Origin of the sequence: Bacillus sp. JH7 (genome assembly GCF_001563515.1) — a bacterium.
Classification (GTDB): Bacteria; Bacillota; Bacilli; order Bacillales; family Bacillaceae_G; genus Bacillus_A; species Bacillus_A cereus.
In genome coordinates this window covers 1-24,412 of record NZ_LPUS01000034.1, presented here as the reverse complement: position 1 = coordinate 24,412, position 24,412 = coordinate 1, and the positions used below count along the sequence as shown (strand labels likewise).

Sequence of the window (24,412 nt, the reverse complement as noted above, 5' to 3'; positions counted from 1 at the left end):
ATAACTTAAAAATGTAGGAGGTGTAACTCATGACCAAAGGAATCTTAGGAAGAAAGATCGGTATGACTCAAGTATTTGCTGAGAACGGTGAGTTAATCCCAGTAACAGTTATCGCTGCTAATCCAAACGTTGTTCTTCAAAAGAAAACAACTGAAACTGATGGCTACAATGCAATCCAGTTAGGATTTGAAGATAAACGTGAAAAGTTAACTAACAAACCTGAACAAGGCCACACTGCTAAAGCATCTACAACTCCTAAGCGCTTCATTCGCGAAATCCGCGATGCAGACGTGGACGGATTAGAGGTTGGTCAAGAGGTAAAAGTTGACGTATTCGCTACAGGTGAAATCGTTGATGTAACAGGAATTTCTAAAGGTAAAGGTTTCCAAGGTGTTATCAAACGCCACGGACAATCTCGCGGACCTATGTCTCATGGTTCTCGCTATCACCGTCGTCCAGGTTCAATGGGCCCAGTTGCTCCGAACCGTGTATTCAAAGGCAAAAAACTTGCTGGACGTATGGGTGGAGACCAAGTTACTATCCAAAACTTAGAAATCGTTCAAGTTGACACTGAGCGCAACTTATTACTAGTAAAAGGTAACGTTCCAGGTGCTAAGAAATCTCTTGTAGTTGTTCAAGGCGCTGTGAAGGTTAGCAAATAATTCACAATAGGAAGGAGGAATTCCAATGCCAAAAGTTACTGTATATAACCAAACTGGTTCACAGGTTGGTGAAATCGAATTAGCTGAAGCTATTTTCGGTATCGAACCAAATGAAGCTGTACTTTTCGAAGCTGTAATGATGCAACGTGCATCTTTACGTCAAGGTACACACAAAGTAAAAACTCGCTCTGAAGTTCGCGGTGGTGGTCGTAAACCATGGCGTCAAAAAGGAACTGGACGTGCTCGTCAAGGGTCTATCCGCTCTCCTCAATGGCGTGGTGGTGGTACGGTATTCGGACCTACACCAAGAAGCTATGCGTACAAACTTCCTAAGAAAGTTCGTCGTTTAGCAATCAAATCTGCATTAGCTACTAAAGTAGTTGAGAACAACATTGTAGTTCTTGAAGACCTAGTGTTAAATGCACCAAAAACAAAAGATATGCTAGCAGTACTTAAAGGATTAACTGTTGAGAAGAAAGCTCTTATCGTAACTGCTGATGCAAACGAATCTGTAGAGTTATCTGCTCGCAATATCCCTGGAGTAACAGTAATCACTGCTGATGGCGTAAACGTTTTAGACGTGCTTCATCATGATAAGCTAATCATGACAAAAGCGGCAGTGGAAAAAGTAGAGGAGGTGCTTGCATAATGAGAGATCCTCGTGATATCATTAAGCGCCCAGTTATCACTGAACGTTCTATGGAAATGATGGCTGAAAAAAAATACACGTTCGATGTGGACGTTAAATCTAATAAAACAGAAGTTAAAGATGCTCTTGAAGCGATCTTTGGTGTTAAAGTAGAAAAAGTGAACATCATGAACTACAAGCCGAAAGCAAAACGCGTTGGTCGTCACGCTGGTTTTACTAGCCGTCGTCGTAAAGCAATCGTTAAGCTAACTGCTGACAGCAAAGAAATCGAAATCTTCCAAGGCGTTTAATTCTTACTAAAGAAGGAGGGAAATTGAGATGGGAATCAAAAAGTATAATCCAACTACTAACGGTCGTCGTAATATGACTACGAATGATTTCGCTGAAATCACGACTGATAGACCCGAAAAGTCATTACTTGCTCCTTTAAGCAAGAAGGCTGGTCGTAATAACCAAGGTAAAATCACTGTACGTCATCAAGGTGGCGGACATAAGCGTCAATACCGTATCATCGACTTTAAGCGTAACAAAGATGGAATTCCAGGACGCGTTGCTACGATCGAATACGATCCAAACCGCTCTGCGAATATCGCATTAATTAACTACGTTGACGGTGAAAAACGTTACATTCTTGCTCCTAAATCTTTAGAAGTAGGTATGGAAGTTATGTCTGGCCCAGAAGCTGACATTAAAATCGGTAACGCATTACCATTAATCAACATTCCAGTAGGTACTGTTGTTCATAACATCGAGCTTAAGCCTGGTCGTGGCGGACAATTAGTTCGTTCTGCTGGTACATCTGCTCAAGTACTTGGTAAAGAAGGTAAATACGTACTTGTACGTTTAACTTCTGGTGAAGTACGTCTTGTATTATCTGCTTGTCGCGCTTCAATCGGTCAAGTAGGTAACGAACAACACGAACTTATCAAAATCGGTAAAGCAGGTCGCTCTCGCTGGTTAGGTAAACGCCCAACAGTTCGTGGTTCTGTAATGAACCCGGTTGATCACCCACACGGTGGTGGTGAAGGACGTTCTCCAATCGGACGTAAGTCTCCAATGTCTCCATGGGGTAAACCAACTCTTGGATTCAAGACTCGTAAGAAAAACAAAGCGTCTGACAAATTCATCGTTCGTCGTCGTAAAAAATAATGGGATTGTAGTACGGTTCATTTCTAGAACCGTACGCCAATCACGAAGGGAGGCACCAAAATGGCTCGTAGCTTAAAAAAAGGACCATTTGTCGATGATCACTTAATGAGCAAAATGGAAAAATTAGTTGCATCTGAGCAAAAACAAGTTGTTAAAACTTGGTCTCGCCGTTCAACAATCTTCCCTCAGTTCATCGGACACACAATCGCTGTATATGATGGTCGTAAACACGTACCTGTGTACATCACTGAGGATATGGTTGGCCATAAGTTAGGTGAATTCGCACCAACTCGTACGTACAAAGGTCACCTTGCTGACGATAAGAAAACTAGAAGATAATGAGAGGAGGCACTTCAATGCAAGCTAAAGCAGTAGCGAGAACAGTTCGTATTGCTCCTCGTAAAGTTCGTTTAGTAGTAGACTTAATCCGAGGTAAGCAAGTGGGTGAAGCGATTGCTATCCTTAACCACACACCAAAAACTGCTTCTCCAGTTGTAGAAAAAGTTTTAAAATCTGCAATCGCAAATGCAGAGCACAATTATGAGATGGACATTAACAACCTAGTTGTTGAAAAAGTTTTCGTTGACGAAGGTCCAACGTTAAAACGTTTCCGTCCACGTGCAATGGGTCGTGCAAGCCAAATTAACAAACGCACAAGCCACATCACAGTTGTGGTATCAGAAAAGAAGGAGGGATAATCGATGGGTCAAAAGGTTAATCCAATTGGTCTTCGTGTCGGCGTTATCCGTGACTGGGAATCTCGTTGGTTCGCTGAGAAAGATTACGCTACATTATTACATGAAGACATCAAAATCCGTGAGTACATTAATGTACGCTTAAAAGATTCTGCTGTTGCTAAAGTAGAAATCGAACGTGCAGCAAATCGTGTAAATGTTACAATTCACACTGCAAAACCTGGTATGGTAATTGGTAAAGGTGGTACTGAAGTTGAAGCACTTCGTAAAGCTCTTAACCAATTAACAGGCAAGCGTGTACACATCAACATTTTAGAAGTTAAGAGAGCTGATCTTAACGCTAAATTAGTAGGCGAAAACATCGCTCGTCAATTAGAAAACCGTGTATCATTCCGTCGTGCACAAAAGCAAGTTATTCAACGTGCTATGCGTGCAGGTGCTAAAGGTATTAAAACACAGGTTTCTGGTCGTCTTGGCGGAGCTGATATCGCTCGTGCAGAATCTTACAGTGAAGGAACTGTTCCACTTCATACACTTCGCGCTGATATTGACTATGCAGCAGTTGAAGCTGATACAACATACGGTAAATTAGGCGTAAAAGTATGGATCTACCGTGGAGAAGTCCTTCCTACAAAAAAGAAAGCTTCTGAGGAAGGAGGAAAATAATATGTTAATGCCAAAACGCGTAAAATATCGTAGAGAGCATCGTGGTAAAATGCGTGGTCGTGCTAAAGGTGGAACTGAAATTGCTTTCGGTGAATTCGGTTTACAAGCACAAGCTGCTTCATGGATTACAAACCGTCAAATCGAAGCTGCTCGTCGTGCAATGACTCGTTACATGAAACGTGGCGGTAAAGTATGGATTAAAATTTTCCCTTCTAAACCTTACACTGCAAAACCTCTAGAAGTACGTATGGGTTCCGGTAAAGGGGCACCAGAAGGCTGGGTAGCAGTAGTAAAACCTGGGAAAATTATGTTCGAAATCGCGGGTGTATCTGAAGAGGTAGCACGCGAAGCATTACGTCTTGCAGCTCACAAGTTACCTGTGAAATGTAAATTCGTAAAACGTGAAGAAAATGGTGGTGAATCTAATGAAAACTAATGATATTCGTGAATTAACCACTGCCGAAATCGAAACAAAAGTTAAAGCTTTAAAGGAAGAGTTGTTTAATCTTCGCTTCCAACTTGCTACAGGACAATTAGAGAATCCAACTCGCATTCGTGAAGTGCGTAAAGCAATTGCTCGTATGAAAACTGTAGTTCGTGAAAGAGAGATCGGAATTAATCGATAAATTGAGGGGAGGTTTGCATAGTGAGCGAACGTAACCAACGCAAAGTTTATACTGGTCGTGTAGTGTCTGACAAAATGGACAAAACGATTACAGTTTTAGTTGAAACTTACAAAACTCATTCCTTGTACGGAAAACGTGTTAAGTATTCTAAGAAGTACAAAGCCCATGATGAGCAAAACCAAGCGAAACTTGGCGATATCGTTAAAATCATGGAAACTCGCCCGCTTTCTGCTACTAAGCGTTTCCGTTTAGTTGAAATCGTTGAAGAAGCGGTTATTATCTAAATAGACGAATCGGAATTTTTAGTCCGAAGGGAGGTTTCATAACATGATCCAACAAGAATCTCGTTTGAAAGTTGCTGACAACTCTGGTGCACGTGAACTTTTAACAATTAAAGTATTAGGCGGCTCTGGTCGTAAATATGCTAACATTGGTGACATTATCGTTGCTACGGTAAAACAAGCAACACCAGGTGGCGTTGTTAAAAAAGGTGACGTTGTTAAAGCAGTAGTGGTACGTACGAAGAGCGGAGCTCGTCGTCCGGACGGTTCTTACATCAAATTTGATGAAAACGCAGCGGTTATCATTAAAGACGATAAGAGCCCACGTGGTACTCGTATCTTCGGACCAGTAGCTCGTGAATTACGTGATAGCAACTTCATGAAGATCGTTTCTTTAGCTCCAGAAGTTCTATAATTTAAGGTATTGCCTTGCTAAGGAGGTGCAGAATTAAGATGCATGTAAAAAAAGGTGATAAAGTACAGGTAATCACTGGTAAAGACAAAGGAAAACAAGGCGTTATCCTTGTGGCTTTCCCAAAGCAAAACCGTGTTATCGTTGAGGGTGTCAATATCGTTAAGAAGCACTCTAAGCCATCTCAATTAAATCCACAAGGTGGAATTATTACTAAAGAAGCACCTATTCACGTTTCTAACGTTATGATTTTAGATCCGAAAACAGGTGAACCTACTCGTGTAGGCTTCAAAGTAGAAGATGGTAAAAAAGTTCGTATTGCAAAAAAATCTGGTGAATTATTAGATAAATAATTTTCTTAAGAAAGGAGGTCACTTCATTGAATCGCCTTAAAGAGAAGTTCCAAAAGGAAATTACTCCTGCTCTAGTGAGCAAGTTTAACTATAAATCTGTAATGCAGGTACCAAAAATCGAAAAGATCGTAATCAACACTGGTGTTGGTGACGCGGTATCTAACTCAAAAGCGTTAGACAACGCAGTAGAAGAATTAACACAAATCACAGGTCAAAAACCTGTTGTAACTCGTGCTAAAAAATCAATCGCTGGTTTCCGTCTTCGTGAAGGTATGCCAATCGGTGCGAAAGTAACTTTACGCGGCGAGCAAATGTATGAGTTCTTCGACAAATTAGTATCAGTTTCTTTACCACGTGTACGTGATTTCCGTGGTGTTTCTAAGAAATCATTCGATGGTCGTGGAAACTATACATTAGGTGTTAAAGAGCAACTTATTTTCCCTGAGATTGATTATGATAAAGTAAGCAAAGTCCGCGGTATGGACATCGTAATCGTTACTACAGCGAAAACTGATGAAGAAGCTCGTGAACTTTTAACACAATTCGGTATGCCATTCCAAAAATAATGGAAGCCAACGCTAAGTAGAGGAGGCGAAAACGTGGCTAAAAAATCTATGATAGCGAAACAAAAGCGTACTCCTAAGTTTAAAGTACAAGAGTATACACGTTGCGAACGCTGCGGTCGTCCGCATTCTGTATACCGCAAATTTAAACTTTGCCGTATTTGTTTCCGTGAACTTGCATATAAAGGTCAAATTCCTGGTGTTAAAAAAGCTAGTTGGTAAAACCCACAAATGGGAAGGAGGTAAAACACATGGTGATGACAGATCCAATTGCAGACATGCTTACTCGCATCCGTAATGCGAACATGGTACGTCATGAGAAATTAGAGGTTCCTGCTTCTAAAATCAAAAAAGAGATCGCTGAACTTTTAAAACGTGAAGGTTTCATTCGTGATGTAGAATACATCGAGGATAACAAACAAGGTATCCTTCGTATTTTCCTGAAATATGGTGCAAACAATGAACGTGTAATCACTGGATTAAAACGTATCAGTAAACCTGGCTTACGCGTTTACGCTAAAGCTGACGAAGTACCACGTGTACTTAACGGATTAGGTATCGCTCTTGTTTCTACATCTAAGGGAGTAATGACAGACAAAGACGCTCGTCAATTACAAACTGGTGGAGAAGTAGTAGCATACGTTTGGTAATATATATTTAAAACGAACGGAGGTGTGACCACATGTCTCGTATTGGTAAAAAGATTCTTGAAATCCCTGCAGGTGTTACTATTACAGTTGCAGAAGACAATACTGTAACAGTAAAAGGCCCTAAAGGTGAATTAACTCGTACTTTCAATGCTGATATGCTTATCAAAATTGAAGAGAATACATTAACAGTTGAGCGTCCATCTGAACAGAAGGAACACCGTGCATTACACGGTACAACTCGTGCTTTAATCGGAAACATGGTTGAAGGTGTAACTGAAGGTTTCGCACGCGGACTTGAATTAGTCGGTGTTGGTTACCGTGCTCAAAAACAAGGTGATAAACTTGTATTAAGCGTAGGTTATTCTCATCCAGTAGAAATGACTCCGGAAGCAGGTCTTGAAGTTGAAGTACCTGCACCAACTAAGATCGTAATTAAAGGTATCGACAAGCAACGTGTTGGCGAATTCGCTGCTAACATCCGTGCTGTACGTGCTCCTGAGCCTTACAAAGGTAAAGGTATTCGTTACGAAGGCGAAGTTGTTCGTCGTAAAGAAGGTAAAACTGCTAAGTAAACCCGTTAGGTGAGAGAAAGGAGTGACAAGAATGATCACTAAAGCTGATAAAAATGCGACTCGTAAGAAAAGACATGCACGTGTACGTGCTAAACTTACTGGTACTGCAGAGCGTCCACGTTTAAACGTGTTCCGTTCTAACCAACATATTTACGCTCAAGTTATTGATGATGTGAATGGTGTAACGTTAGTAAGTGCATCTACTCTTGATAAAGACCTTGCTCTTAACGGTACTAGCAATATTGAAGCTGCTACGAAAGTTGGAGAATCAGTTGCTAAGCGTGCTGTAGAGAAAGGCGTTAAAGAAGTAGTATTTGATCGCGGTGGTTACTTATACCATGGCCGTGTTAAAGCTCTAGCTGAAGCTGCTCGTGAGGCTGGATTACAATTTTAATGGTCAAAGGAGGGAAAATTGATGCATCGCATTGACCCAAGTAAATTAGAACTTGAAGAACGTGTAGTTACGATAAATCGTGTCGCGAAAGTTGTTAAGGGTGGTCGTCGTTTCCGCTTTGCTGCACTAGTTGTAGTTGGCGATAAAAACGGTCATGTTGGATTCGGTACTGGTAAAGCACAAGAGGTACCAGACGCAATCCGTAAAGCTATCGAAGACGCTAAGAAAAACTTAATCGCTGTACCATTAGTTGGTACAACAATTCCACACACAATCAACGGTCATTTTGGCGCTGGTGAAGTATTCTTAAAACCTGCTGCTGAGGGTACTGGTGTTATTGCTGGTGGACCTGTTCGTGCGGTCCTTGAATTAGCTGGTGTACAAGATATTCTTTCGAAATCTCTTGGTTCTAACACACCAATCAACATGATTCGCGCTACTGTGAACGGATTAAGCGAACTTAAGCGCGCTGAAGATGTTGCAAAATTACGCGGTAAATCTGTAGAAGAGCTACTAGGTTAAGGAGGGAAAACAAATGGCGAAAAAGTTAGAAATTACCCTCACTCGTAGTGTAATTGGTCGTCCACAAGATCAACGTGCGACGGTAGAAGCTTTAGGTCTTAAAAAGTTGAATTCAACTGTAGTTAAGGAAGAAACTCCTGCTATTCTTGGTATGATCAACAAAGTTTCTCACCTTGTAACTGTAAAAGAAGCTTAAGGATAACTCATTAATATAAGGAGGTGCCTGGGAATGAAACTTCATGAATTAAAACCTGCAGAAGGTTCTCGTAAAGTACGTAACCGTGTCGGTCGTGGTATCGGTTCTGGTAACGGTAAAACTGCTGGTAAAGGTCATAAAGGACAAAACGCACGTTCTGGCGGCGGTGTTCGTCTTGGCTTCGAAGGTGGTCAAACTCCATTATTCCGTCGTTTACCAAAACGCGGCTTCACAAACATTAACCGTAAAGAGTTTGCTATTGTAAACTTATCAACGTTAAATCGTTTTGAAGATGGTACAGAAGTAACACCTGAATTATTGCTGGAAACTGGCGTTATCAGCAAGTTAAACGACGGTGTTAAAGTTCTTGCAAGCGGAGCAGTAGAGAAAAAACTAACTGTTAAAGCGCACAAGTTCTCTTCAAGTGCTAAAGAAGCAATTGAAGCAGCTGGCGGATCAGTTGAGGTGATCTAATGTTTCGTACAATCTCCAACTTTATGCGCGTTGCTGAGATAAGACGTAAAATATTATTCACTTTAGCGATGTTAATCGTATTCAGGATTGGCACGTTTATCCCCGTGCCATTTACAAATGGAGACGTACTGAAGGCACAAGATCAATTAAATGCTTTAGGTATTCTAAATACATTTGGCGGTGGAGCCTTGAAAAACTTCTCCATCTTTGCGATGGGAATCATGCCGTATATTACAGCATCCATCATCGTGCAATTATTGCAGATGGATGTTGTTCCTAAATTTTCGGAATGGTCGAAGCAAGGTGAAATGGGCCGTCGTAAATTAACGCAATTCACGCGTTACTTTACAATTGTTCTTGCGTTTATTCAGGGGTTTGGTATGTCAATCGGTTTTAACGGTATGGTAGGTGGACAATTAATTTTGAATCCAGGTTGGAGCACTTATTTATACATTGCTACGGTACTGACTGCTGGTACTGCATTTTTAATGTGGTTAGGTGAACAGATTACAGCTAAAGGTGTAGGTAATGGTATTTCCATCCTTATCTTTGGCGGTATTGCCGCAGCGATCCCAAGTGTTATATCTCAAGTGTATCAGCAACAGTTTCAAAATATCGGAGATCAATTGTTCATGAGTATCGTTAAAGTTGCATTGATTTTACTAGCTGTGCTAGCAGTTATTGTGGGTGTTATTTTCATTCAACAGGCTGTTAGAAAGATCCCAATTCAATATGCGAAGCGTGTAACAGGAGGAAATGGTGGTTATGCTGGAGCACAAAACACACATTTACCGCTTAAGGTAAATAGTGCTGGTGTTATTCCAGTAATTTTTGCTGTTTCATTCTTAATTACGCCTCCGACTATTGCACAGTTCTTCCCGAAACATGATGTATCGCAGTGGATTATTGCAAACTTTAACTATTCTCACCCAGTGGGAATGATCATATATGTTGCGCTCATTGTAGCCTTCACATATTTCTATGCATTTGTTCAGGTTAATCCAGAGCAAATGTCAGAGAATCTAAACAAGCAAGGTGGATATGTTCCAGGTATTCGTCCGGGTAAGAATACGGAACAATATCTAACAAAAATCTTGTATCGTTTGACCTTTGTAGGATCAATTTTCCTAGCAGCGATTGCAATCTTACCAGTTATCTTTACGAAATTGGGAAATCTTCCTCCATCTGCACAGATCGGTGGAACGAGTATGTTAATCGTTGTCGGCGTTGCTTTAGAAACAATGAAGCAGCTAGAAAGCCAACTGGTAAAACGCCATTACAAAGGGTTTATCAAGCAGTGAGTAAGTGGGAAGAATTGTCTTCCCTACATGCTCATGTACTCTGAGGGGGAACAAGGATGAACTTAATTTTAATGGGGCTTCCTGGTGCTGGTAAAGGTACACAAGCCGAACAGATTGTTGCCAAGTATAACATCCCTCACATTTCAACAGGAGACATGTTCCGTGCAGCTATGAAGGCTGAAACTGAAATGGGTCTACAAGCAAAATCTTTTATTGATAAAGGTGCACTTGTTCCAGATGAAGTTACAATCGGAATCGTTCGTGAACGTTTAAGTCAAGACGACTGCGTAAGAGGTTTCTTACTAGACGGTTTCCCACGAACTGTTGCACAAGCATCAGCTCTTGAAGAAATTATGAAAGATCTTGGCAAAAAAATCGACTATGTTTTAAACATTAATGTGGATTCAGGGTTGTTATTAAAACGCCTTACAGGCCGTCGCATTTGTAAAGAGTGCGGTGCGACTTACCACTTAGAATTCAATCCACCAGCAAAAGCTGATGTGTGCGATAAATGTGGTGGCGAATTATATCAACGCTCTGATGACAATGAAGAAACTGTAGCAAATCGTTTAGATGTAAATATTAAGCAAACAAAACCTTTGCTTGATTTCTACGAAGAGCTTGGTTACTTACAAAGCATTAATGGTGAGCAAGATATCAATAAAGTATTTGCTGATATCGATGTTCTCATCGGAGGCTTAGCGTAATGATAATCTGCAAAACTCCTCGCGAGATAGAAATCATGCGAGAAGCTGGCAGGATCGTTGCTTTGACTCATCAAGAGTTGAAACAGCACATTACTCCAGGAATTACAACGAAAGAGCTCGATCAAATAGCGGAAAAGACGATTCAAAAATATGGTGCTACGCCATCTTTTAAAGGATACAACGGATTTCCGGGGAGCATATGTGCTTCTGTAAATGAAGAGCTTGTACACGGAATTCCAGGGAAGCGCAAGCTCAAAGAGGGCGATATCATCAGTATCGATATTGGTGCGAAATACAATGGGTACCATGGAGATTCTGCATGGACGTATCCAGTTGGAAACATTTCTGAATCTGTTCAAAAGCTACTTGATGTCACAGAAAAATCGTTGTATCTTGGTCTAGAACAAGTAAAACCAGGCGAGAGATTATCAAATATCTCACATGCGGTTCAAACCCATGCTGAAGAGAATGGATTCTCGATCGTTAGGGAGTATGTTGGTCACGGAATCGGGCAAGACTTACATGAGGACCCTCAAATCCCGCACTATGGTCCACCCAATAGAGGCCCTAGATTAAAGCCGGGAATGGTCATCTGTGTTGAGCCGATGGTGAATCAAGGAAGACGATATGTAAAAACACTATCTGATGACTGGACAGTGGTAACGGTAGATGGTAAATGGTGTGCCCATTTTGAGCACACGATTGCTCTTACAGAAGCAGGATACGAAATCCTTACCACTTTATAAGTAGCTGGCTCTCCGGGATTTCAGAGCAGTGTAAAATGTTACTGATTTGAAGAAGGGAGAACTATTGAATGGCTAAAGATGATGTAATTGAAGTCGAAGGTACCGTTCTTGAAACGTTGCCAAATGCTATGTTCAAAGTAGAATTAGAGAATGGGCATGTCGTATTGGCTCACGTTTCTGGTAAAATCCGTATGAACTTCATTCGTATTTTACCAGGAGACAAAGTTACGGTAGAATTATCTCCGTACGATTTAAATCGTGGTCGTATTACGTACCGTTTTAAATAATATAGCACTCCGTAATCTTTAAGGAGGTTCGAGACATGAAAGTAAGACCGTCAGTTAAACCAATCTGCGAAAAATGTAAAGTTATTCGTAGACGTGGAAAAGTAATGGTTATTTGTGAAAACCCTAAACATAAACAAAAACAAGGTTAATCAGAAGGAGGTGCATTCGTAATGGCACGTATCGCAGGTGTAGATATTCCTCGAGACAAACGCGTTGTTATTTCTTTAACTTACGTATTCGGCATTGGTCGCACAACTGCTGAAAAAATTCTTGCTGAAGCAGGTATTTCTGAAGAAACACGAGTTCGTGATTTAACGGAAGACGAATTAGGACGTATCCGTGATATCATCGATCGTATTAAAGTTGAGGGAGACCTTCGTCGTGAAGTATCTCTTAACATCAAACGTCTAATGGAGATCGGTTCTTACCGTGGTCTTCGTCACCGTCGTGGTTTACCAGTTCGTGGTCAAAACTCTAAAAACAATGCTCGTACACGTAAAGGTCCACGTCGTACAGTAGCAAATAAAAAGAAATAATAAGTAAAGGAGGTTGAACTAACAATGGCACGTAAAACAAACACTCGTAAAAAACGTGTGAAAAAGAATATTGAAGCTGGTATAGCTCATATTCGTTCTACTTTCAACAACACAATCGTAACACTTACAGATACTCACGGTAACGCACTTTCTTGGTCTAGTGCTGGTGCACTTGGTTTCCGTGGATCTCGTAAATCTACTCCATTCGCTGCGCAAATGGCTGCTGAAACTGCTGCTAAAGCTGCAATGGAACACGGTTTAAAAACTTTAGAGGTTACTGTTAAAGGTCCTGGTGCTGGTCGTGAAGCTGCAATTCGTGCTCTTCAAGCTGCAGGTCTAGAAGTAACAGCAATTAGAGATGTTACTCCAGTTCCTCATAATGGATGTCGTCCACCAAAACGTCGTCGTGTGTAATTTTTCTGTATAGAATTTTCCCTTTTGTCTATAATGGATATGATGCATTATCGAGAAATTTCGTACAGAAACATCGCTTGTTGTGCACAATCGGGAACTGCCTAAGGGGGACTTTCGGTTAGACAGGGGTTATACCTTTGTTTAACCGGGGTTTCGACGTTTTGAAGGAGGGTTTAGTTAATGATTGAAATCGAAAAGCCGAAAATCGAAACGGTTGAACTTAACGAAGATGCTAAATATGGTAAATTCGTAATTGAACCGCTTGAGCGTGGATATGGTACTACTTTGGGTAACTCCTTACGTCGTATTCTTTTATCCTCACTCCCTGGTGCCGCTGTTACTGCTATCCAAATCGATGGCGTATTACATGAATTTTCAACAGTTGAGGGCGTAGTAGAAGACGTTACGACGATCATCTTAAACTTGAAAAAGTTAGCTCTTAAAATCTACTCTGAAGAAGAGAAGACGTTGGAAATTGATGTACAGGGCGAAGGTATTGTCACAGCTGCTGATATTACTCACGATAGTGATGTAGAAATCTTAAATCCAGATTTACACATTGCAACGTTAGCAAAAGATGCGCATTTCCGCGTGCGTTTAACTGCAAAGCGTGGCCGTGGGTATACGCCAGCTGATGCAAATAAAAGCGAAGATCAACCAATAGGAGTAATTCCTATTGATTCTATTTATACTCCAGTATCACGTGTGACTTACCAAGTGGAAAAGACACGTGTCGGACAAGTGGCTAATTATGATAAGCTTACGCTTGATGTATGGACGGATGGAAGCATCGGGCCAAAAGAAGCTATCTCTTTAGGTGCCAAAATCTTAACTGAGCATTTAAATATCTTTGTTGGTTTAACTGATGAAGCACAAAATGCTGAGATTATGGTCGAGAAGGAAGAAGATCAAAAAGAGAAAGTTCTTGAGATGACTATCGAAGAACTAGACCTTTCTGTTCGTTCTTATAATTGCCTAAAACGTGCAGGAATTAATACTGTACAAGAGCTTGCGAACAAAACAGAAGAAGATATGATGAAAGTTCGTAACTTAGGACGTAAATCCTTAGAAGAAGTTAAACATAAACTTGAGGAATTAGGTTTAGGTTTACGTAAAGACGACTGAGGATTTAAACCCATCAACAAAGGAGGGAACTACGAATGGCATACAGAAAATTAGGCCGTACAAGTGCGCAACGTAAAGCTATGTTACGTGATTTAGCTACTGATTTAATTATCAACGAGCGCATCCAAACGACAGAAACTCGTGCAAAAGAACTTCGTTCTGTAGTGGAAAAAATGATCACTTTAGGTAAACGCGGAGATCTTCATGCTCGTCGTCAAGCAGCAGCTTTCATTCGCAATGAAGTAGCTAACGCTGAGACTGGTCAAGATGCACTTCAAAAACTATTCGCTGATGTAGCTCCACGCTATGCTGAGCGCCAAGGCGGATACACTCGTATTGCAAAAATTGGTCCACGTCGCGGAGACGCAGCACCAATGGTAATTATCGAGTTAGTATAATGATAATTAAAAGGGCAGGACAGTTCTTTTCAAGAAACTGGTCATGGCCCTTTTTTTTAAATATAAAAATAGGCTAACTGTGCGAAGGAAAGGGTGCCTTCTATTGAAAAAAGAGAAACTTCGGATAGAAAATATATCATTTCAATATCCTGGGGCAGCCACTTATGCATTAAAAGATGTTTCATTTTCCTTATATGAGGGAGAGTGGGTATCTATTATTGGACAAAACGGTTCAGGAAAGTCTACACTTGCAAAATTATTGAATGGTTTGTTTTTGCCAGAAGCAGGGACTATTACAGTAAATGATACAATGGTTTTATCAGAGGAAACGGTATGGGATGTTCGAAAACAAATTGGAATGGTATTTCAAAATCCAGATAATCAATTTGTTGGAACAACAGTGCAAGATGATGTTGTATTTGGCTTAGAGAATATCGGAATGCCAAGAGAACAAATGATTGAAAGATTAGAACAGGCCTTGCGACTTGTCCGTATGGAAGATTTTCTTAATGATGAGCCTCATTCCTTATCTGGTGGGCAAAAGCAGCGAGTGGCAATAGCAGGCGTTTTAGCACTTCAACCATCTATTTTAATATTAGATGAAGCAACGTCAATGTTAGACCCTCAAGGGAGACGTGAAGTAGTAGAAACGGTTAGACAACTTGTTACTCAAAAAGGTATTACCGTGTTATCGATTACGCACGATTTAGAAGAAGCGGCACAGTCAGATCGTGTCATTATTTTAAATAAGGGAGAAATATTAGAGGAAGGGACTCCAGAAAAAATTTTCAAATCCTCTCATATGCTCCAAGAAATTGGCTTAGATGTACCGTTTTCAGTGAAAATAGCAGAATTATTAAAAAGAAATGAAATTCTCTTGCAAAATACGCATCTTACAATGGAAAGCTTGGTGAACGAACTTTGGAGATTACATTCCAAAAAGTAGAGCATCGTTATCAATATAAAACTCCATTTGAAAGACGCGCACTTTATGATGTAGATGTGTCGTTTCCAAGTGGGGGCTATTATGCCATTATTGGTCATACTGGTTCAGGTAAGTCAACGATGATTCAACATTTAAATGGTTTATTGCAGCCGACAAATGGTACAGTTCAAATTGGTGAACATTTGATTTCGGCAGGAAAGAAAGAAAAAAAGTTAAAGCCACTACGTAAAAAAGTAGGGGTTGTCTTTCAATTCCCAGAACATCAGTTGTTTGAAGAGACTGTGGAGAAAGATATTTGTTTCGGCCCTACTAATTTTGGAGTATCTGTAGACGAAGCAAGGCAAAAGGCTAGAAAGGCAATTGAACTTGTAGGGCTAGAACCGGAACTGTTAACACGTTCTCCGTTCGAATTAAGTGGTGGACAAATGAGACGTGTTGCTATAGCGGGTGTACTGGCGATGGAACCTGAAGTGCTTGTATTAGATGAACCTACAGCAGGACTAGATCCAAAAGGGCAGAACGAACTTATGGAGATGTTTTATAAGCTGCACAAGGAAAAGGGGCTTACAGTTATCCTTGTAACGCATAATATGGAGGATGCTGCTCAGTATGCGGAGCAGATTGTAGTTATGCATAAAGGAACGGTCTTTTTGCAAGGAAGTGCAGAGGAAGTATTTTCACATGCCGATGAACTAGAGAAAATTGGTGTGGATCTTCCTATGTCATTAAAGTATAAACGTGCAATTGAAGAGAAGTTTGGTATTTCAATTCCAAAGGCTACCTTATCTTTAGAGGATCTTACTCATGAAGTTGTGCAGGTGTTACGAAAAGGTGGTCATGAATCATGCAGCAGTTGATTATTGGGAGATATATCCCGGGGAATTCACTTATTCATCAACTTGATCCACGTACGAAGCTGCTGATTGTCTTTTTATATGTATTTGTTGTTTTCTTAGCAAATAATGCGATTTCATATGGATTTTTATTTTTATATGCACTCATTGCTTTATTTTTTGCAAAAGTGCCGATTCGTTATGTACTTTCGGGCTTAAAACCAATTTTATGGATTTTTCTTTTTACATTTTTCCTGCATATTTTTACAAATAAGGAGGGGGATGTACTATTCCAGCTTGGTTGGTTTTCGATATATGAAAAAGGATTAGAGCAAGGGATATACATTTCTGTACGATTCTTCGTTATTATTTTAATGACGACATTATTAACGTTAACGACGACACCTATTGAAATTACAGATGGTTTGGAGACGTTATTAAAGCCGTTGAAGCGTATAAAGGTTCCTGTTCATGAAATCGCATTAATGATGTCAATTTCTCTTCGTTTTATCCCGACATTAATGGATGAAACGAGTAAAATAATGAAAGCACAAGCGTCACGTGGTATTGATTTTGCCGGGGGACCGATAAAAGATAGAATGAAAGCTATTATTTCACTGCTCGTTCCTCTGTTTATCAGTGCTTTTAAGCGTGCAGAGGACTTAGCCATTGCGATGGAAGCTCGTGGATATCAAAGTGGTGAAGGACGTACTAAATTTAGGCAACTACGCTGGAAAACAAGCGATACAGTAACGATTGTCAGCTTATTTTGTTTAGCTTGTATTTTGGCATGGGTGCGATCGTAATGGAGAATAGAGAAATGGATAGAATAAAATGTACGGTTGCATATGATGGCATGCATTTTTGTGGTTATCAAATTCAGCCGAACCATCGTACTGTTCAACAGGAGATAGAAAAAGCATTGCAGAAATTGCATAAGGGAGAACTTGTTCGTGTTCAGGCATCTGGTAGAACAGATTCTACAGTTCATGCAAAAGGACAAGTAATACACTTTGATACTCCTTTGTCTCTTGAAGAGTGGCAATGGATTAATGCTTTAAACACAATGTTGCCAGATGATATTGTTATTAAGCAAGTAGAGAAAAAAACAGAAGAATTTCATGCACGTTACGGTGTTGAGAAAAAAGAATATCGTTATCGTGTATTATTATCAAAGACTGCGGATGTATTCCGTAGAAATTACGTATATCAATATCCATACCCGCTCGAAATCAACTCTATAAGAAAAGCAATTCCTTATTTTATTGGAACACATGATTTCACTTCTTTTTGTTCGGCAAAAACTGACAAAAAAGATAAAGTGCGAACAATTTATGAAATCGAGTTAATTGAACAAAATGATGAAATGATTTTTCGTTTTGTAGGTAATGGATTTTTATATAATATGGTCAGAATTATTGTTGGTACGTTACTTAGCGTAGGGCAAGGAAAGCTTGATCCTGATAGCATTCCAGAGATTTTAGCGAAACAAAATCGTCAGTTTGCTGGAAAGATGGCTCCAGGTCATGGGCTTTACTTATGGGAGGTAAACTATAACAACTAATCCTGGTGTAACATTTGCTTGACATTAGAAACTCAAAAGTATATCATAACATATGGTATTGTTTCTAAAACCACGATTAGCCCCGGAAGGAAATCGTGTTTAAGATAAACAATAGATTTTTTCTATGGAAAAGATAACGAGGAGGGAAACACATGCGTACGACTTTTATGGCAAAAGCTAACGAAGTTGAGCGTAAATGGTATGTGGTTGATGCTGAAGGTCAAACTTTAGGTCGCCTTGCTAGTGAAGTAGCATCCATTTTACGTGGTAAAAACAAACCTACATTTACACCACACGTTGACACGGGTGATCATGTAATTATTATTAACGCTGAGAAAATTCATTTAACAGGTAATAAATTAAACGATAAAATTTACTACCGTCACACTAACCACCCAGGTGGACTTAAGCAAAGAACAGCTCTTGAAATGCGTACAAACTACCCTGTACAAATGTTAGAGCTTGCAATTAAAGGCATGCTTCCAAAAGGACGCTTAGGCCGTCAAGTTTCTAAGAAACTTAACGTGTATGCTGGAGCAGAGCATCCACACCAAGCACAAAAACCAGAAGTTTACGAACTTCGCGGATAATTAATTAAAGGAGGGCTTACTTTGGCACAGGTTCAATACTATGGCACTGGACGTCGTAAGAGTTCAGTAGCGCGCGTACGCCTAGTTCCAGGCGAAGGACGCGTTATCATTAACGGTCGTGATTTTGAAAACTATATCCCATTTGCTGCATTACGTGAAGTAGTGAAACAACCTCTAGTTGCAACAGAAACTTTAGGTAACTACGATGTACTTGTAAACGTAAATGGTGGTGGATACACTGGTCAAGCTGGTGCTATTCGTCACGGTATTTCTCGCGCTTTATTAAAAGCTGATCCAGAATACCGTCTAACACTAAAACGTGCAGGTCTATTAACTCGTGACGCACGTATGAAAGAGCGTAAAAAATACGGTCTTAAAGGCGCACGTCGTGCACCTCAGTTCTCAAAACGTTAATTTTTGCGAACTACAAACCCCAACCATTTTGGTTGGGGTTTTTTTATGTTTCATTCTTCTTTTGCAATTTTTATAGCTTGGAATATTTTAGTGCTACCGCCACGCGTATGCTTCTTCTTTAGAAGTTTAGACTAATACGTATTAGGGAGGTTTATAAGTACTATGAATGTCATTGTCAGCTTACAAGAAAAACAAAAAGAAAAGCAGTTAAAATACGAGCGGAAGATGTTGCGGGAATTATCATTAAAAACATTGCGTTCAAATATTCGTGATGCCTTTCAAATGCAAGAGCTTCATCGTCAGTATGAAGATTACTGTATTGAATTAGGGATAGAATCTTATTTATTAGGAGCGAGATACAGTAAATTTGGTTATTATGGTGAATCGTTTTTTGATGTGAAATATAGAGCTTTAGAAGAAGAACAACAATTAACTGAAACGCTATTTCAATTTTTAACGAGTATGACTATGCGAGAAATAAAGTTGAAAGATGAGGAATTACTTTTTGAATCTTGTCAGCAGTTTATAGGATTGTGGTGGCAAGAAGGGTATGAAAAAGGTGAAAGAAGATATCGATTAAAGCTTCATTAAGACAAGCATAAACTTTCCTCTTGTCCCATATAAGTAATTAGAGGGACTAGCTGGAGGAGGAAAGGTATGAAGAGAATTCGAATTATCTCTTTTGCACTCGCTGCGGTTGTATTGTTTTTTTTAGTTAAACAAGAATTTCAAATTACAAAATCGTGGCGAGCTTGGAATTTACCCTTATCAGGGAAAGTAATTGTATTAGATGCTGGGCATGGTGGACCAGATGGAGGGGCTGTTGGTGGAAAGGATATTATAGAAAAGGATATTACGCTTGAAATTACAAAAAAGGTACAAGACTATTTACAAGAACAAGGTGCACTAGTTATTTTAACGCGTGAGGGAGATTATGATTTAGCTAACAAAGATACAAAGTCATATAGTAGACGTAAAGCAGAGGATTTAAAAAAACGTGTAGAAATCATCAATAAACCTGATGTAGACTTTTTTGCAAGTATTCATTTAAATGCTTTAACTAGTAGTGGATCGAAAGGCGCACAAACGTTCTATTACCGCTCTTCGATTGAAAATGAACGTGCTGCAAAATTTATACAGGCTGAATTGAGAACAAGTTTAGAAAACACGAATCGTTCTGCTAAGACAATTTCGCATGTATATTTATTAAAGTATTCTAAAACACCAGGTGCTTTAATTGAAGCTGGCTTTTTATCGAATGTGAACGAAAGGTATATGTTAAATTCGGAGAAATATCAGCAAAAGGTAGCAGCTGCAATATACCGTGGTATATTACGTTATTTCACGGAAAAAGGAAATCCTCCAGAATAAGGAGGATTTTTTTGAGCTTCTCTCGTTAACGAAGTTTTCGGAAAATATGTTATACTGGAAATGTAAACGCATTTATTTCAAGGATAAGCAGAGATAAATTCAATTAACATTACGTTATTTTTCATACAGGGGGCTGGGCTAATTATGATAACGAAAGAGCAAGTGGTTGAAGCGTTAGAAGGGATTGTAGATCCGTTTTTACATAAAACATTAAAAGAAACAAGTGCAATTAAAGAGGTAACAGTCAAGCCAGAGAAGGAACATGTGAGTGTCAAAATTGCAATCGTAAAAACCGGTACAGCGGAACAAATGCAGTTGCAGTCTGGAATTGTAAAGTTAGTAAAAGAACTTGGGGCAGCAACAGTTGGACTTCGTTTTGCAGAATTTACAGAAGAGGAATTAGCTCAGTTTGCACCGGAACAAGAAGAAGAGCAAAGTGAATCTTTATTGTCACCTAATTCAAAAACAACATTCTTAGCAGTAGCGAGTGGAAAAGGTGGCGTGGGAAAATCAACTGTTTCCGTTAACCTTGCAGTTGCTTTAGCTCGTTTAGGAAAAAAAGTTGGTATTATTGATGCGGACATTTACGGTTTTAGTGTGCCAGACATGATGGGGATAGAAAAACGTCCTATCGTAAGAGGTGACAAGATAATTCCGGTGGAACGTTTAGGTGTAAAGGTAATCTCAATGGGCTTCTTTGTAGAGGATAATGCACCAGTTATTTGGAGAGGACCTATGCTTGGGAAAATGTTAAACCACTTCTTCACAGAAGTAGAATGGGGCGATTTAGATTATTTAGTACTAGATTTGCCACCAGGCACAGGTGATGTTGCGTTAGATGTGCACTCAATGTTGCCATCTTGCAAAGAGATTATTGTAACGACGCCTCATCCAACAGCTGCGTTTGTAGCAGCGCGTGCTGGAGCGATGGCATTGCGCACTGAACATAGTATTCTTGGTGTTGTTGAGAATATGGCATATTTTGAAAGTAAGGTAACTGGTGAGAAAGAATATGTATTTGGAAAAGGCGGGGGAGATAAGTTAGCTACCGAATTACAAACGAATGTTCTTGGTCGCATTCCGCTACAACAACCCGATTGGAATAAAGAAGACTTTGCTCCTTCAGTATATGAAGATACACATACAACGGGCATTATTTATAGTAAAATAGCTGAAACAGTAATTGATAGAACAGCTGTTACACAAAAATAAAGTGAAACTTTAATCAGTGGGGTTCACCTGTTACTGACAACAATAAGGCTTTTGTTGCTAGTAAACCTTTCGCTTAACTAGAGGGGGCCATTTCGTCTGTTAATAGCAAGATAAAGTAATAACGAGTGAACAATGTATAAATTGTCCACTCGTTATTATAGTTATTATTTTTTACTATTCTTCCTTCTTCCCGCCTTGAGAACCACCGTCACCGCCTGCTTCTTTCTTACCAGATCCGCCTTTTTCAGCTTTTTGCACACCTTTACTAATGATATCAATCATCTTGGCTTGGAAGAGTGGACTTTCAGCAGTTTCTGTTAGTACTTGTTGTAGATATTGACGGTATTCTTTACTCTTCATTGTTTGTAACATCATTTTTTCTACTTCAGGATTTTTCATAATTTCTATAACGCCTGCTTGGTATTCAGGGTCTTTTAATAAGGTTTTCATTAATTGGGTTTGTTCTTTCCCCATACTTTTAGCGAACTTCGATGAGAACTCAGGATCTTTAAAGAGCTTTTCCCAGAATTGTTGCCCTTTATCGGATACCATGGCATCTTCAATCGTTTTCTTTACTACTGTTTCATCTAGTATGAGTGCTTGTTTCATTTTTTCATCAGTTAATACATCTTGAATAGCTTTCTTACCTTGATCTGTTTTTAAAATATCAACAATCATTTTCTTTGTTTGATCGTAATCTAGTTCGGATTTCGTTTCTTTTCCTTGTGCGCATGCTGCAAGTGCGATAAGTAGAAAAGAAGAAACGAAAATGAATAGCATCCGTTTCATAAGTTGGAACTCCTTTCAGCACAGTTCTCTCTTTTTAATATAAATATCTTTAAGGAATTTATACATGAACATGGCTAGCTTTTTGAAATTGTCATTGATACAATTTAATTAGAAATATAAGGATAATGGGGGATGTGTTGTGAATAGCCGCAAGTGGGTACGACTATTTTTAACGACGTTGTTTCTTGGTGGAATTAGCACAGTTATTATTGGTTTTGTTTTGGAGTGGGACAAGTACAATAAATTTTTTCAAAATTTCGACGGTAAGGAGATTTTAGCAGTATCTTTCTGGCTGATGGGTGTAGGATTTATTTTTAGTGTTATAAGTCAAATGGGATTCTTTGCATATTTAACAATCCACCGTTTTGGACTAGGGATGTTCCGCTCATCTTCTTTATGGAATGCAGTCCAGCTCTTCTTTATTGCATTCGTATTATTTGATTTTGTGTATTTAAGATCTGTACTTATTGCAAATGGGGAAGTCTCGTTAGGGAATAACATACTTGTTGCTGGAATATTATTTGTGTTTGGAGCAATTGTTGCTTATGTAAAAAGCAAAGAAACAAATAAAAAAGCATTTGTGCCAGCTCTGTTCTTTATGGTTGTTGTAACGATCCTTGAATGGGTACCGGCGCTTCGGATTAATGATACAGATTGGTTATATTTAATGGTTATACCGCTATTGTTATGTAATGCATATCAATTACTTGTATTACATCGTTTAATCGGAAAAACAAGTAAATCAGCTTAATAGAGAGATTTTATACACCAGCAGTTATAATGCTGGAAATGGTATGATTAAAAAAGCTCTACCACCTTCTTGAAAGGTAGTAGAGCTTTTTATGCGTGAAGAGTGGTAGGGAAGAAGCTACTTCACATCTTCACTTTTCGTACTTGTGTTGGAAATAAGTTGTGATACGGATATTTGCTCATATCCATCACTTTTTATTTTTTGCAGGAGCAGCGGTAAAGCTCTATTTGTTTGAAGGGCAGAATCGGATGCGTGTAATAAGACGATATCTCCACCTTTCAAATTATTAGAGACAGTGGAAACGATGTTATTTACACCTGGGTTTTTCCAATCGTTTGAATTATTACTCCAATGCACGACGGTGTATCCAAGTGATTCTGCGATTTTAAGGGTTGCTTTGTTAAATTCGCCACTAGGTGGACGTAACAGCTTGACTTGTTTTACACCAAGTTTCGTAAAAACATCTTGTGCTCGTAAAAGGTCTCGTCTTATTTCATTTGTCTCTAGAGAAGTGTAGGATGTGTAATTGTACCCCATACTACCGATTTCGTGTCCGTCTTTCATGATTCGCTCTACAATATCGGGGTGTCTTTCGGCCCATGCAGCAGAAAGGAAGAATGTTGCATTCTTAATTTCTCTTTCTTTAAGAGTATCTAGGATTGGAATTGCTTTTTTGTCTCCCCAACTAATATCAAACGTAAATGCAACTTGCTTTTTAGCGGTGTCTCCTTTGTAAATTACTTTAGGGCCTGTAGCAGTTGAAAAAGCAGATTCATGTGAATATGTTTTTAAAAAGAGTAGCCATGCTGTAAATAAGGACAGTATCACTATTAAGCTAATGTGTTTAAAATTTCTCTTACTCGTAATAAAAAAGAAAAACATAATATTACGCCCCTTTGTCCAATCCTTTTCAGTTACATATATGCTGTAAATATAAAAAAGAGAACAAAGGATTAATATCGTAAGTAGTGGATATAATGGATGATAGGATTGTGATAATTGAAAATGAGCGGAACGTTTATTGTTGCGTAAGGAATTATTGAGGTGATTGTTTGCTTGGGCTGATGTTGACAAAAGAAGAGAGAAAAGAAATGGAATACATATTGAAGAGAGAATTAGAGGAACTTTTATTTGATTTTGAAGATGAGCGTATTCATGAAGTTGTAAAAAAAGCCATGGAAGAAAGATATAAAATCATTTTCTGTTTATTCCGGAGAGTAGCTAACACAGAAGAATGTATTCGTTATGTAAGAAAAAGAATTTTTTATTAAAAAGTGTTGACGTTAATAGTTTGTATATGTTAAATTAATAACCGTCGCTGATGCGGAAACGCAGAAAACGACAAAAAGAAATTGAAAAACTTAGTTGACATCGAAAAACGAAAATGTTAACATAAGGAAGTCGCAAATGAGCGACCAAGTAGTTCTTTGAAAACTGAACGAAACAAACAACGTGAAACGTCAATTTTTATTTTAGATGCTAGACAAACTAACTTTATTGGAGAGTTTGATCCTGGCTCAGGATGAACGCTGGCGGCGTGCCTAATACATGCAAGTCGAGCGAA

The 24,412-nt window shown here is 39.2% G+C and carries 42 protein-coding genes and 1 rRNA gene; 41 read left to right on the top strand and 2 right to left on the bottom strand.

The annotated features are described in order from the left end of the window. Window positions 1-29 precede the first annotated feature (29 nt). The 38 genes from rplC to AU379_RS27510 all read left to right on the top strand — a co-directional run bounded on the left by rplC (window position 30) and on the right by AU379_RS27510 (window position 21,308). The gene (gene rplC / locus AU379_RS27695) at window positions 30-662 is read left to right on the top strand and encodes a 50S ribosomal protein L3 (RefSeq protein WP_000160207.1); all 633 of its coding nucleotides are present in this window, start codon (window positions 30-32) and stop codon (window positions 660-662) included. 25 nt (window positions 663-687) lie between these two features. After that, the gene (gene rplD / locus AU379_RS27690; protein ID WP_001127258.1) at window positions 688-1,311 is read left to right on the top strand and encodes a 50S ribosomal protein L4; all 624 of its coding nucleotides are present in this window, start codon (window positions 688-690) and stop codon (window positions 1,309-1,311) included. Beyond that, entirely contained in the window at window positions 1,311-1,601 is a 291-nt protein-coding gene (rplW, locus tag AU379_RS27685) for a 50S ribosomal protein L23 (RefSeq protein ID WP_001205558.1), read from the top strand. The genes rplD and rplW overlap by 1 nt, the downstream gene beginning before the upstream one ends. Window positions 1,602-1,629: 28 nt before the next feature. Continuing rightward, the gene (gene rplB / locus AU379_RS27680) at window positions 1,630-2,460 is read left to right on the top strand and encodes a 50S ribosomal protein L2 (protein WP_000511583.1); all 831 of its coding nucleotides are present in this window, start codon (window positions 1,630-1,632) and stop codon (window positions 2,458-2,460) included. Between the two features lie 60 nt (window positions 2,461-2,520). Next, window positions 2,521-2,799: a 30S ribosomal protein S19 gene (gene rpsS, locus AU379_RS27675; RefSeq protein ID WP_000124454.1), complete on the top strand. Its 279-nt coding sequence runs from the start codon at window positions 2,521-2,523 to the stop codon at window positions 2,797-2,799. A gap of 17 nt (window positions 2,800-2,816) precedes the next feature. Then, the gene (gene rplV, locus AU379_RS27670; RefSeq protein WP_001148024.1) at window positions 2,817-3,158 is read left to right on the top strand and encodes a 50S ribosomal protein L22; all 342 of its coding nucleotides are present in this window, start codon (window positions 2,817-2,819) and stop codon (window positions 3,156-3,158) included. A gap of 3 nt (window positions 3,159-3,161) precedes the next feature. Continuing rightward, a complete protein-coding gene (gene rpsC / locus AU379_RS27665; RefSeq protein WP_000529956.1) occupies window positions 3,162-3,821 on the top strand; it encodes a 30S ribosomal protein S3 in 660 nt (219 codons plus the stop codon). A 1-nt stretch (window position 3,822) separates the two neighbouring features. Beyond that, the gene (rplP, locus tag AU379_RS27660; RefSeq protein ID WP_000928969.1) at window positions 3,823-4,257 is read left to right on the top strand and encodes a 50S ribosomal protein L16; all 435 of its coding nucleotides are present in this window, start codon (window positions 3,823-3,825) and stop codon (window positions 4,255-4,257) included. Next, a complete protein-coding gene (gene rpmC / locus AU379_RS27655; RefSeq protein WP_000855718.1) occupies window positions 4,247-4,447 on the top strand; it encodes a 50S ribosomal protein L29 in 201 nt (66 codons plus the stop codon). The genes rplP and rpmC overlap by 11 nt, the downstream gene beginning before the upstream one ends. A gap of 20 nt (window positions 4,448-4,467) precedes the next feature. Beyond that, a complete protein-coding gene (gene rpsQ, locus AU379_RS27650; RefSeq protein WP_000004106.1) occupies window positions 4,468-4,731 on the top strand; it encodes a 30S ribosomal protein S17 in 264 nt (87 codons plus the stop codon). A gap of 43 nt (window positions 4,732-4,774) precedes the next feature. Continuing rightward, complete coding sequence (gene rplN / locus AU379_RS27645; protein ID WP_000615912.1) at window positions 4,775-5,143, top strand: 50S ribosomal protein L14; 369 nt, start codon at window positions 4,775-4,777, stop codon at window positions 5,141-5,143. Between the two features lie 38 nt (window positions 5,144-5,181). After that, window positions 5,182-5,493: a 50S ribosomal protein L24 gene (gene rplX, locus AU379_RS27640; protein ID WP_000558200.1), complete on the top strand. Its 312-nt coding sequence runs from the start codon at window positions 5,182-5,184 to the stop codon at window positions 5,491-5,493. A gap of 26 nt (window positions 5,494-5,519) precedes the next feature. Beyond that, window positions 5,520-6,059 carry a 50S ribosomal protein L5 gene (gene rplE, locus AU379_RS27635; protein WP_001080831.1) on the top strand — a complete coding sequence of 180 codons (540 nt, stop codon included), beginning with the start codon at window positions 5,520-5,522 and terminating at the stop codon, window positions 6,057-6,059. Between the two features lie 33 nt (window positions 6,060-6,092). Beyond that, window positions 6,093-6,278, top strand: a complete 186-nt coding sequence (rpsN, locus tag AU379_RS27630) for a 30S ribosomal protein S14 (protein WP_001085700.1) — start codon at window positions 6,093-6,095, stop codon at window positions 6,276-6,278. Between the two features lie 29 nt (window positions 6,279-6,307). After that, window positions 6,308-6,706: a 30S ribosomal protein S8 gene (rpsH, locus tag AU379_RS27625; RefSeq protein WP_000245511.1), complete on the top strand. Its 399-nt coding sequence runs from the start codon at window positions 6,308-6,310 to the stop codon at window positions 6,704-6,706. A 32-nt stretch (window positions 6,707-6,738) separates the two neighbouring features. Continuing rightward, window positions 6,739-7,278, top strand: coding sequence for a 50S ribosomal protein L6 (gene rplF / locus AU379_RS27620; RefSeq protein WP_000086558.1), 540 nt, complete (start codon window positions 6,739-6,741; stop codon window positions 7,276-7,278). Window positions 7,279-7,309: 31 nt separating this feature from the next. Beyond that, window positions 7,310-7,672: a 50S ribosomal protein L18 gene (rplR, locus tag AU379_RS27615; RefSeq protein WP_000628816.1), complete on the top strand. Its 363-nt coding sequence runs from the start codon at window positions 7,310-7,312 to the stop codon at window positions 7,670-7,672. Between the two features lie 21 nt (window positions 7,673-7,693). Next, window positions 7,694-8,194 (top strand): 30S ribosomal protein S5, encoded by a 501-nt coding sequence (rpsE, locus tag AU379_RS27610; RefSeq protein ID WP_000554646.1) that lies wholly within the window; start codon window positions 7,694-7,696, stop codon window positions 8,192-8,194. Window positions 8,195-8,207: 13 nt separating this feature from the next. Then, complete coding sequence (gene rpmD / locus AU379_RS27605; protein ID WP_001085234.1) at window positions 8,208-8,390, top strand: 50S ribosomal protein L30; 183 nt, start codon at window positions 8,208-8,210, stop codon at window positions 8,388-8,390. 33 nt (window positions 8,391-8,423) lie between these two features. Next, entirely contained in the window at window positions 8,424-8,864 is a 441-nt protein-coding gene (gene rplO / locus AU379_RS27600) for a 50S ribosomal protein L15 (protein WP_000766081.1), read from the top strand. Further along, entirely contained in the window at window positions 8,864-10,165 is a 1,302-nt protein-coding gene (gene secY / locus AU379_RS27595) for a preprotein translocase subunit SecY (protein WP_000490117.1), read from the top strand. Before rplO ends, secY begins: the two co-directional genes overlap by 1 nt. 56 nt (window positions 10,166-10,221) lie before the next feature. Next, window positions 10,222-10,872 (top strand): adenylate kinase, encoded by a 651-nt coding sequence (locus AU379_RS27590; protein ID WP_001048989.1) that lies wholly within the window; start codon window positions 10,222-10,224, stop codon window positions 10,870-10,872. Then, window positions 10,872-11,618 carry a type I methionyl aminopeptidase gene (map, locus tag AU379_RS27585; RefSeq protein WP_000582539.1) on the top strand — a complete coding sequence of 249 codons (747 nt, stop codon included), beginning with the start codon at window positions 10,872-10,874 and terminating at the stop codon, window positions 11,616-11,618. Before AU379_RS27590 ends, map begins: the two co-directional genes overlap by 1 nt. 68 nt (window positions 11,619-11,686) lie before the next feature. Beyond that, window positions 11,687-11,905 carry a translation initiation factor IF-1 gene (gene infA / locus AU379_RS27580; RefSeq protein WP_001029884.1) on the top strand — a complete coding sequence of 73 codons (219 nt, stop codon included), beginning with the start codon at window positions 11,687-11,689 and terminating at the stop codon, window positions 11,903-11,905. 35 nt (window positions 11,906-11,940) lie between these two features. Further along, window positions 11,941-12,054: a 50S ribosomal protein L36 gene (gene rpmJ / locus AU379_RS27575; protein ID WP_000868344.1), complete on the top strand. Its 114-nt coding sequence runs from the start codon at window positions 11,941-11,943 to the stop codon at window positions 12,052-12,054. A gap of 21 nt (window positions 12,055-12,075) precedes the next feature. Beyond that, window positions 12,076-12,441 carry a 30S ribosomal protein S13 gene (rpsM, locus tag AU379_RS27570; RefSeq protein WP_000090788.1) on the top strand — a complete coding sequence of 122 codons (366 nt, stop codon included), beginning with the start codon at window positions 12,076-12,078 and terminating at the stop codon, window positions 12,439-12,441. A 24-nt stretch (window positions 12,442-12,465) separates the two neighbouring features. Beyond that, complete coding sequence (gene rpsK / locus AU379_RS27565; protein WP_000101798.1) at window positions 12,466-12,855, top strand: 30S ribosomal protein S11; 390 nt, start codon at window positions 12,466-12,468, stop codon at window positions 12,853-12,855. A gap of 180 nt (window positions 12,856-13,035) precedes the next feature. Further along, the gene (locus AU379_RS27560; protein ID WP_000569643.1) at window positions 13,036-13,980 is read left to right on the top strand and encodes a DNA-directed RNA polymerase subunit alpha; all 945 of its coding nucleotides are present in this window, start codon (window positions 13,036-13,038) and stop codon (window positions 13,978-13,980) included. Window positions 13,981-14,015: 35 nt separating this feature from the next. Beyond that, complete coding sequence (gene rplQ / locus AU379_RS27555; protein WP_000331490.1) at window positions 14,016-14,378, top strand: 50S ribosomal protein L17; 363 nt, start codon at window positions 14,016-14,018, stop codon at window positions 14,376-14,378. A gap of 103 nt (window positions 14,379-14,481) precedes the next feature. Then, window positions 14,482-15,324 (top strand): energy-coupling factor ABC transporter ATP-binding protein, encoded by an 843-nt coding sequence (locus tag AU379_RS27550; protein ID WP_000711759.1) that lies wholly within the window; start codon window positions 14,482-14,484, stop codon window positions 15,322-15,324. Continuing rightward, window positions 15,300-16,181 carry an energy-coupling factor ABC transporter ATP-binding protein gene (locus AU379_RS27545; RefSeq protein WP_000406535.1) on the top strand — a complete coding sequence of 294 codons (882 nt, stop codon included), beginning with the start codon at window positions 15,300-15,302 and terminating at the stop codon, window positions 16,179-16,181. The genes AU379_RS27550 and AU379_RS27545 overlap by 25 nt, the downstream gene beginning before the upstream one ends. Beyond that, entirely contained in the window at window positions 16,169-16,963 is a 795-nt protein-coding gene (locus AU379_RS27540) for an energy-coupling factor transporter transmembrane protein EcfT (protein ID WP_001186526.1), read from the top strand. Before AU379_RS27545 ends, AU379_RS27540 begins: the two co-directional genes overlap by 13 nt. 14 nt (window positions 16,964-16,977) lie before the next feature. Further along, a complete protein-coding gene (gene truA, locus AU379_RS27535) occupies window positions 16,978-17,721 on the top strand; it encodes a tRNA pseudouridine(38-40) synthase TruA (protein ID WP_061140080.1) in 744 nt (247 codons plus the stop codon). 152 nt (window positions 17,722-17,873) lie between these two features. Then, the gene (gene rplM / locus AU379_RS27530) at window positions 17,874-18,311 is read left to right on the top strand and encodes a 50S ribosomal protein L13 (protein ID WP_001260793.1); all 438 of its coding nucleotides are present in this window, start codon (window positions 17,874-17,876) and stop codon (window positions 18,309-18,311) included. Between the two features lie 21 nt (window positions 18,312-18,332). Next, window positions 18,333-18,725 carry a 30S ribosomal protein S9 gene (rpsI, locus tag AU379_RS27525; protein ID WP_000079986.1) on the top strand — a complete coding sequence of 131 codons (393 nt, stop codon included), beginning with the start codon at window positions 18,333-18,335 and terminating at the stop codon, window positions 18,723-18,725. Window positions 18,726-18,887: 162 nt separating this feature from the next. Beyond that, a complete protein-coding gene (locus AU379_RS27520; RefSeq protein ID WP_001101005.1) occupies window positions 18,888-19,316 on the top strand; it encodes a DUF2521 family protein in 429 nt (142 codons plus the stop codon). A gap of 66 nt (window positions 19,317-19,382) precedes the next feature. Further along, window positions 19,383-20,096 carry an N-acetylmuramoyl-L-alanine amidase CwlD gene (gene cwlD / locus AU379_RS27515; RefSeq protein WP_000822439.1) on the top strand — a complete coding sequence of 238 codons (714 nt, stop codon included), beginning with the start codon at window positions 19,383-19,385 and terminating at the stop codon, window positions 20,094-20,096. Window positions 20,097-20,240: 144 nt separating this feature from the next. After that, window positions 20,241-21,308 carry an Mrp/NBP35 family ATP-binding protein gene (locus tag AU379_RS27510; protein ID WP_000628846.1) on the top strand — a complete coding sequence of 356 codons (1,068 nt, stop codon included), beginning with the start codon at window positions 20,241-20,243 and terminating at the stop codon, window positions 21,306-21,308. A 174-nt stretch (window positions 21,309-21,482) separates the two neighbouring features. Here AU379_RS27510 and gerD read toward each other — a convergent pair whose 3' ends face one another. After that, complete coding sequence (gene gerD / locus AU379_RS27505) at window positions 21,483-22,097, bottom strand: spore germination lipoprotein GerD (protein WP_000827296.1); 615 nt, start codon at window positions 22,095-22,097, stop codon at window positions 21,483-21,485. A gap of 139 nt (window positions 22,098-22,236) precedes the next feature. On the opposite strand from gerD, the gene kbaA reads away from it, so the two are divergent. Beyond that, the gene (gene kbaA / locus AU379_RS27500) at window positions 22,237-22,848 is read left to right on the top strand and encodes a KinB signaling pathway activation protein KbaA (RefSeq protein WP_001088526.1); all 612 of its coding nucleotides are present in this window, start codon (window positions 22,237-22,239) and stop codon (window positions 22,846-22,848) included. Between the two features lie 117 nt (window positions 22,849-22,965). Here kbaA and pdaB read toward each other — a convergent pair whose 3' ends face one another. Continuing rightward, window positions 22,966-23,730, bottom strand: coding sequence for a polysaccharide deacetylase family sporulation protein PdaB (gene pdaB / locus AU379_RS27495; protein ID WP_000464705.1), 765 nt, complete (start codon window positions 23,728-23,730; stop codon window positions 22,966-22,968). Between the two features lie 170 nt (window positions 23,731-23,900). On the opposite strand from pdaB, the gene AU379_RS27490 reads away from it, so the two are divergent. Together AU379_RS27490 and AU379_RS27485 are read left to right on the top strand one after the other, a co-directional pair. Then, window positions 23,901-24,119: a hypothetical protein gene (locus AU379_RS27490; RefSeq protein WP_000901147.1), complete on the top strand. Its 219-nt coding sequence runs from the start codon at window positions 23,901-23,903 to the stop codon at window positions 24,117-24,119. Between the two features lie 223 nt (window positions 24,120-24,342). Then, a 16S ribosomal RNA gene (locus AU379_RS27485) occupies window positions 24,343-24,412 on the top strand; the annotation flags it as partial.

Excerpts from the sequence above, each read along its gene's own strand:
- pdaB (WP_000464705.1), bottom strand. The coding sequence starts at position 23,730 with ATGTTTTTCTTTTTTATTACGAGTAAGAGAAATTTTAAACACATTAGC.
- gerD (WP_000827296.1), bottom strand. The coding sequence starts at position 22,097 with ATGAAACGGATGCTATTCATTTTCGTTTCTTCTTTTCTACTTATCGCA.
- AU379_RS27520 (WP_001101005.1), top strand. The coding sequence starts at position 18,888 with ATGAATGTCATTGTCAGCTTACAAGAAAAACAAAAAGAAAAGCAGTTA.
- rpmJ (WP_000868344.1), top strand. The coding sequence starts at position 11,941 with ATGAAAGTAAGACCGTCAGTTAAACCAATCTGCGAAAAATGTAAAGTT.
- rplD (WP_001127258.1), top strand. The coding sequence starts at position 688 with ATGCCAAAAGTTACTGTATATAACCAAACTGGTTCACAGGTTGGTGAA.
- rpsH (WP_000245511.1), top strand. The coding sequence starts at position 6,308 with ATGGTGATGACAGATCCAATTGCAGACATGCTTACTCGCATCCGTAAT.
- rplR (WP_000628816.1), top strand. The coding sequence starts at position 7,310 with ATGATCACTAAAGCTGATAAAAATGCGACTCGTAAGAAAAGACATGCA.
- map (WP_000582539.1), top strand. The coding sequence starts at position 10,872 with ATGATAATCTGCAAAACTCCTCGCGAGATAGAAATCATGCGAGAAGCT.
- rpsM (WP_000090788.1), top strand. The coding sequence starts at position 12,076 with ATGGCACGTATCGCAGGTGTAGATATTCCTCGAGACAAACGCGTTGTT.
- infA (WP_001029884.1), top strand. The coding sequence starts at position 11,687 with ATGGCTAAAGATGATGTAATTGAAGTCGAAGGTACCGTTCTTGAAACG.
- rpmC (WP_000855718.1), top strand. The coding sequence starts at position 4,247 with ATGAAAACTAATGATATTCGTGAATTAACCACTGCCGAAATCGAAACA.
- AU379_RS27590 (WP_001048989.1), top strand. The coding sequence starts at position 10,222 with ATGAACTTAATTTTAATGGGGCTTCCTGGTGCTGGTAAAGGTACACAA.
- rplC (WP_000160207.1), top strand. The coding sequence starts at position 30 with ATGACCAAAGGAATCTTAGGAAGAAAGATCGGTATGACTCAAGTATTT.
- rpsK (WP_000101798.1), top strand. The coding sequence starts at position 12,466 with ATGGCACGTAAAACAAACACTCGTAAAAAACGTGTGAAAAAGAATATT.
- AU379_RS27560 (WP_000569643.1), top strand. The coding sequence starts at position 13,036 with ATGATTGAAATCGAAAAGCCGAAAATCGAAACGGTTGAACTTAACGAA.
- rplN (WP_000615912.1), top strand. The coding sequence starts at position 4,775 with ATGATCCAACAAGAATCTCGTTTGAAAGTTGCTGACAACTCTGGTGCA.
- secY (WP_000490117.1), top strand. The coding sequence starts at position 8,864 with ATGTTTCGTACAATCTCCAACTTTATGCGCGTTGCTGAGATAAGACGT.
- rpsC (WP_000529956.1), top strand. The coding sequence starts at position 3,162 with ATGGGTCAAAAGGTTAATCCAATTGGTCTTCGTGTCGGCGTTATCCGT.
- rplB (WP_000511583.1), top strand. The coding sequence starts at position 1,630 with ATGGGAATCAAAAAGTATAATCCAACTACTAACGGTCGTCGTAATATG.
- rplF (WP_000086558.1), top strand. The coding sequence starts at position 6,739 with ATGTCTCGTATTGGTAAAAAGATTCTTGAAATCCCTGCAGGTGTTACT.
- rplV (WP_001148024.1), top strand. The coding sequence starts at position 2,817 with ATGCAAGCTAAAGCAGTAGCGAGAACAGTTCGTATTGCTCCTCGTAAA.
- rplM (WP_001260793.1), top strand. The coding sequence starts at position 17,874 with ATGCGTACGACTTTTATGGCAAAAGCTAACGAAGTTGAGCGTAAATGG.
- cwlD (WP_000822439.1), top strand. The coding sequence starts at position 19,383 with ATGAAGAGAATTCGAATTATCTCTTTTGCACTCGCTGCGGTTGTATTG.
- rplP (WP_000928969.1), top strand. The coding sequence starts at position 3,823 with ATGTTAATGCCAAAACGCGTAAAATATCGTAGAGAGCATCGTGGTAAA.
- AU379_RS27510 (WP_000628846.1), top strand. The coding sequence starts at position 20,241 with ATGATAACGAAAGAGCAAGTGGTTGAAGCGTTAGAAGGGATTGTAGAT.
- rplW (WP_001205558.1), top strand. The coding sequence starts at position 1,311 with ATGAGAGATCCTCGTGATATCATTAAGCGCCCAGTTATCACTGAACGT.
- rplX (WP_000558200.1), top strand. The coding sequence starts at position 5,182 with ATGCATGTAAAAAAAGGTGATAAAGTACAGGTAATCACTGGTAAAGAC.
- rpmD (WP_001085234.1), top strand. The coding sequence starts at position 8,208 with ATGGCGAAAAAGTTAGAAATTACCCTCACTCGTAGTGTAATTGGTCGT.
- rplQ (WP_000331490.1), top strand. The coding sequence starts at position 14,016 with ATGGCATACAGAAAATTAGGCCGTACAAGTGCGCAACGTAAAGCTATG.
- truA (WP_061140080.1), top strand. The coding sequence starts at position 16,978 with ATGGATAGAATAAAATGTACGGTTGCATATGATGGCATGCATTTTTGT.
- AU379_RS27540 (WP_001186526.1), top strand. The coding sequence starts at position 16,169 with ATGCAGCAGTTGATTATTGGGAGATATATCCCGGGGAATTCACTTATT.
- rplO (WP_000766081.1), top strand. The coding sequence starts at position 8,424 with ATGAAACTTCATGAATTAAAACCTGCAGAAGGTTCTCGTAAAGTACGT.
- rpsS (WP_000124454.1), top strand. The coding sequence starts at position 2,521 with ATGGCTCGTAGCTTAAAAAAAGGACCATTTGTCGATGATCACTTAATG.
- rpsE (WP_000554646.1), top strand. The coding sequence starts at position 7,694 with ATGCATCGCATTGACCCAAGTAAATTAGAACTTGAAGAACGTGTAGTT.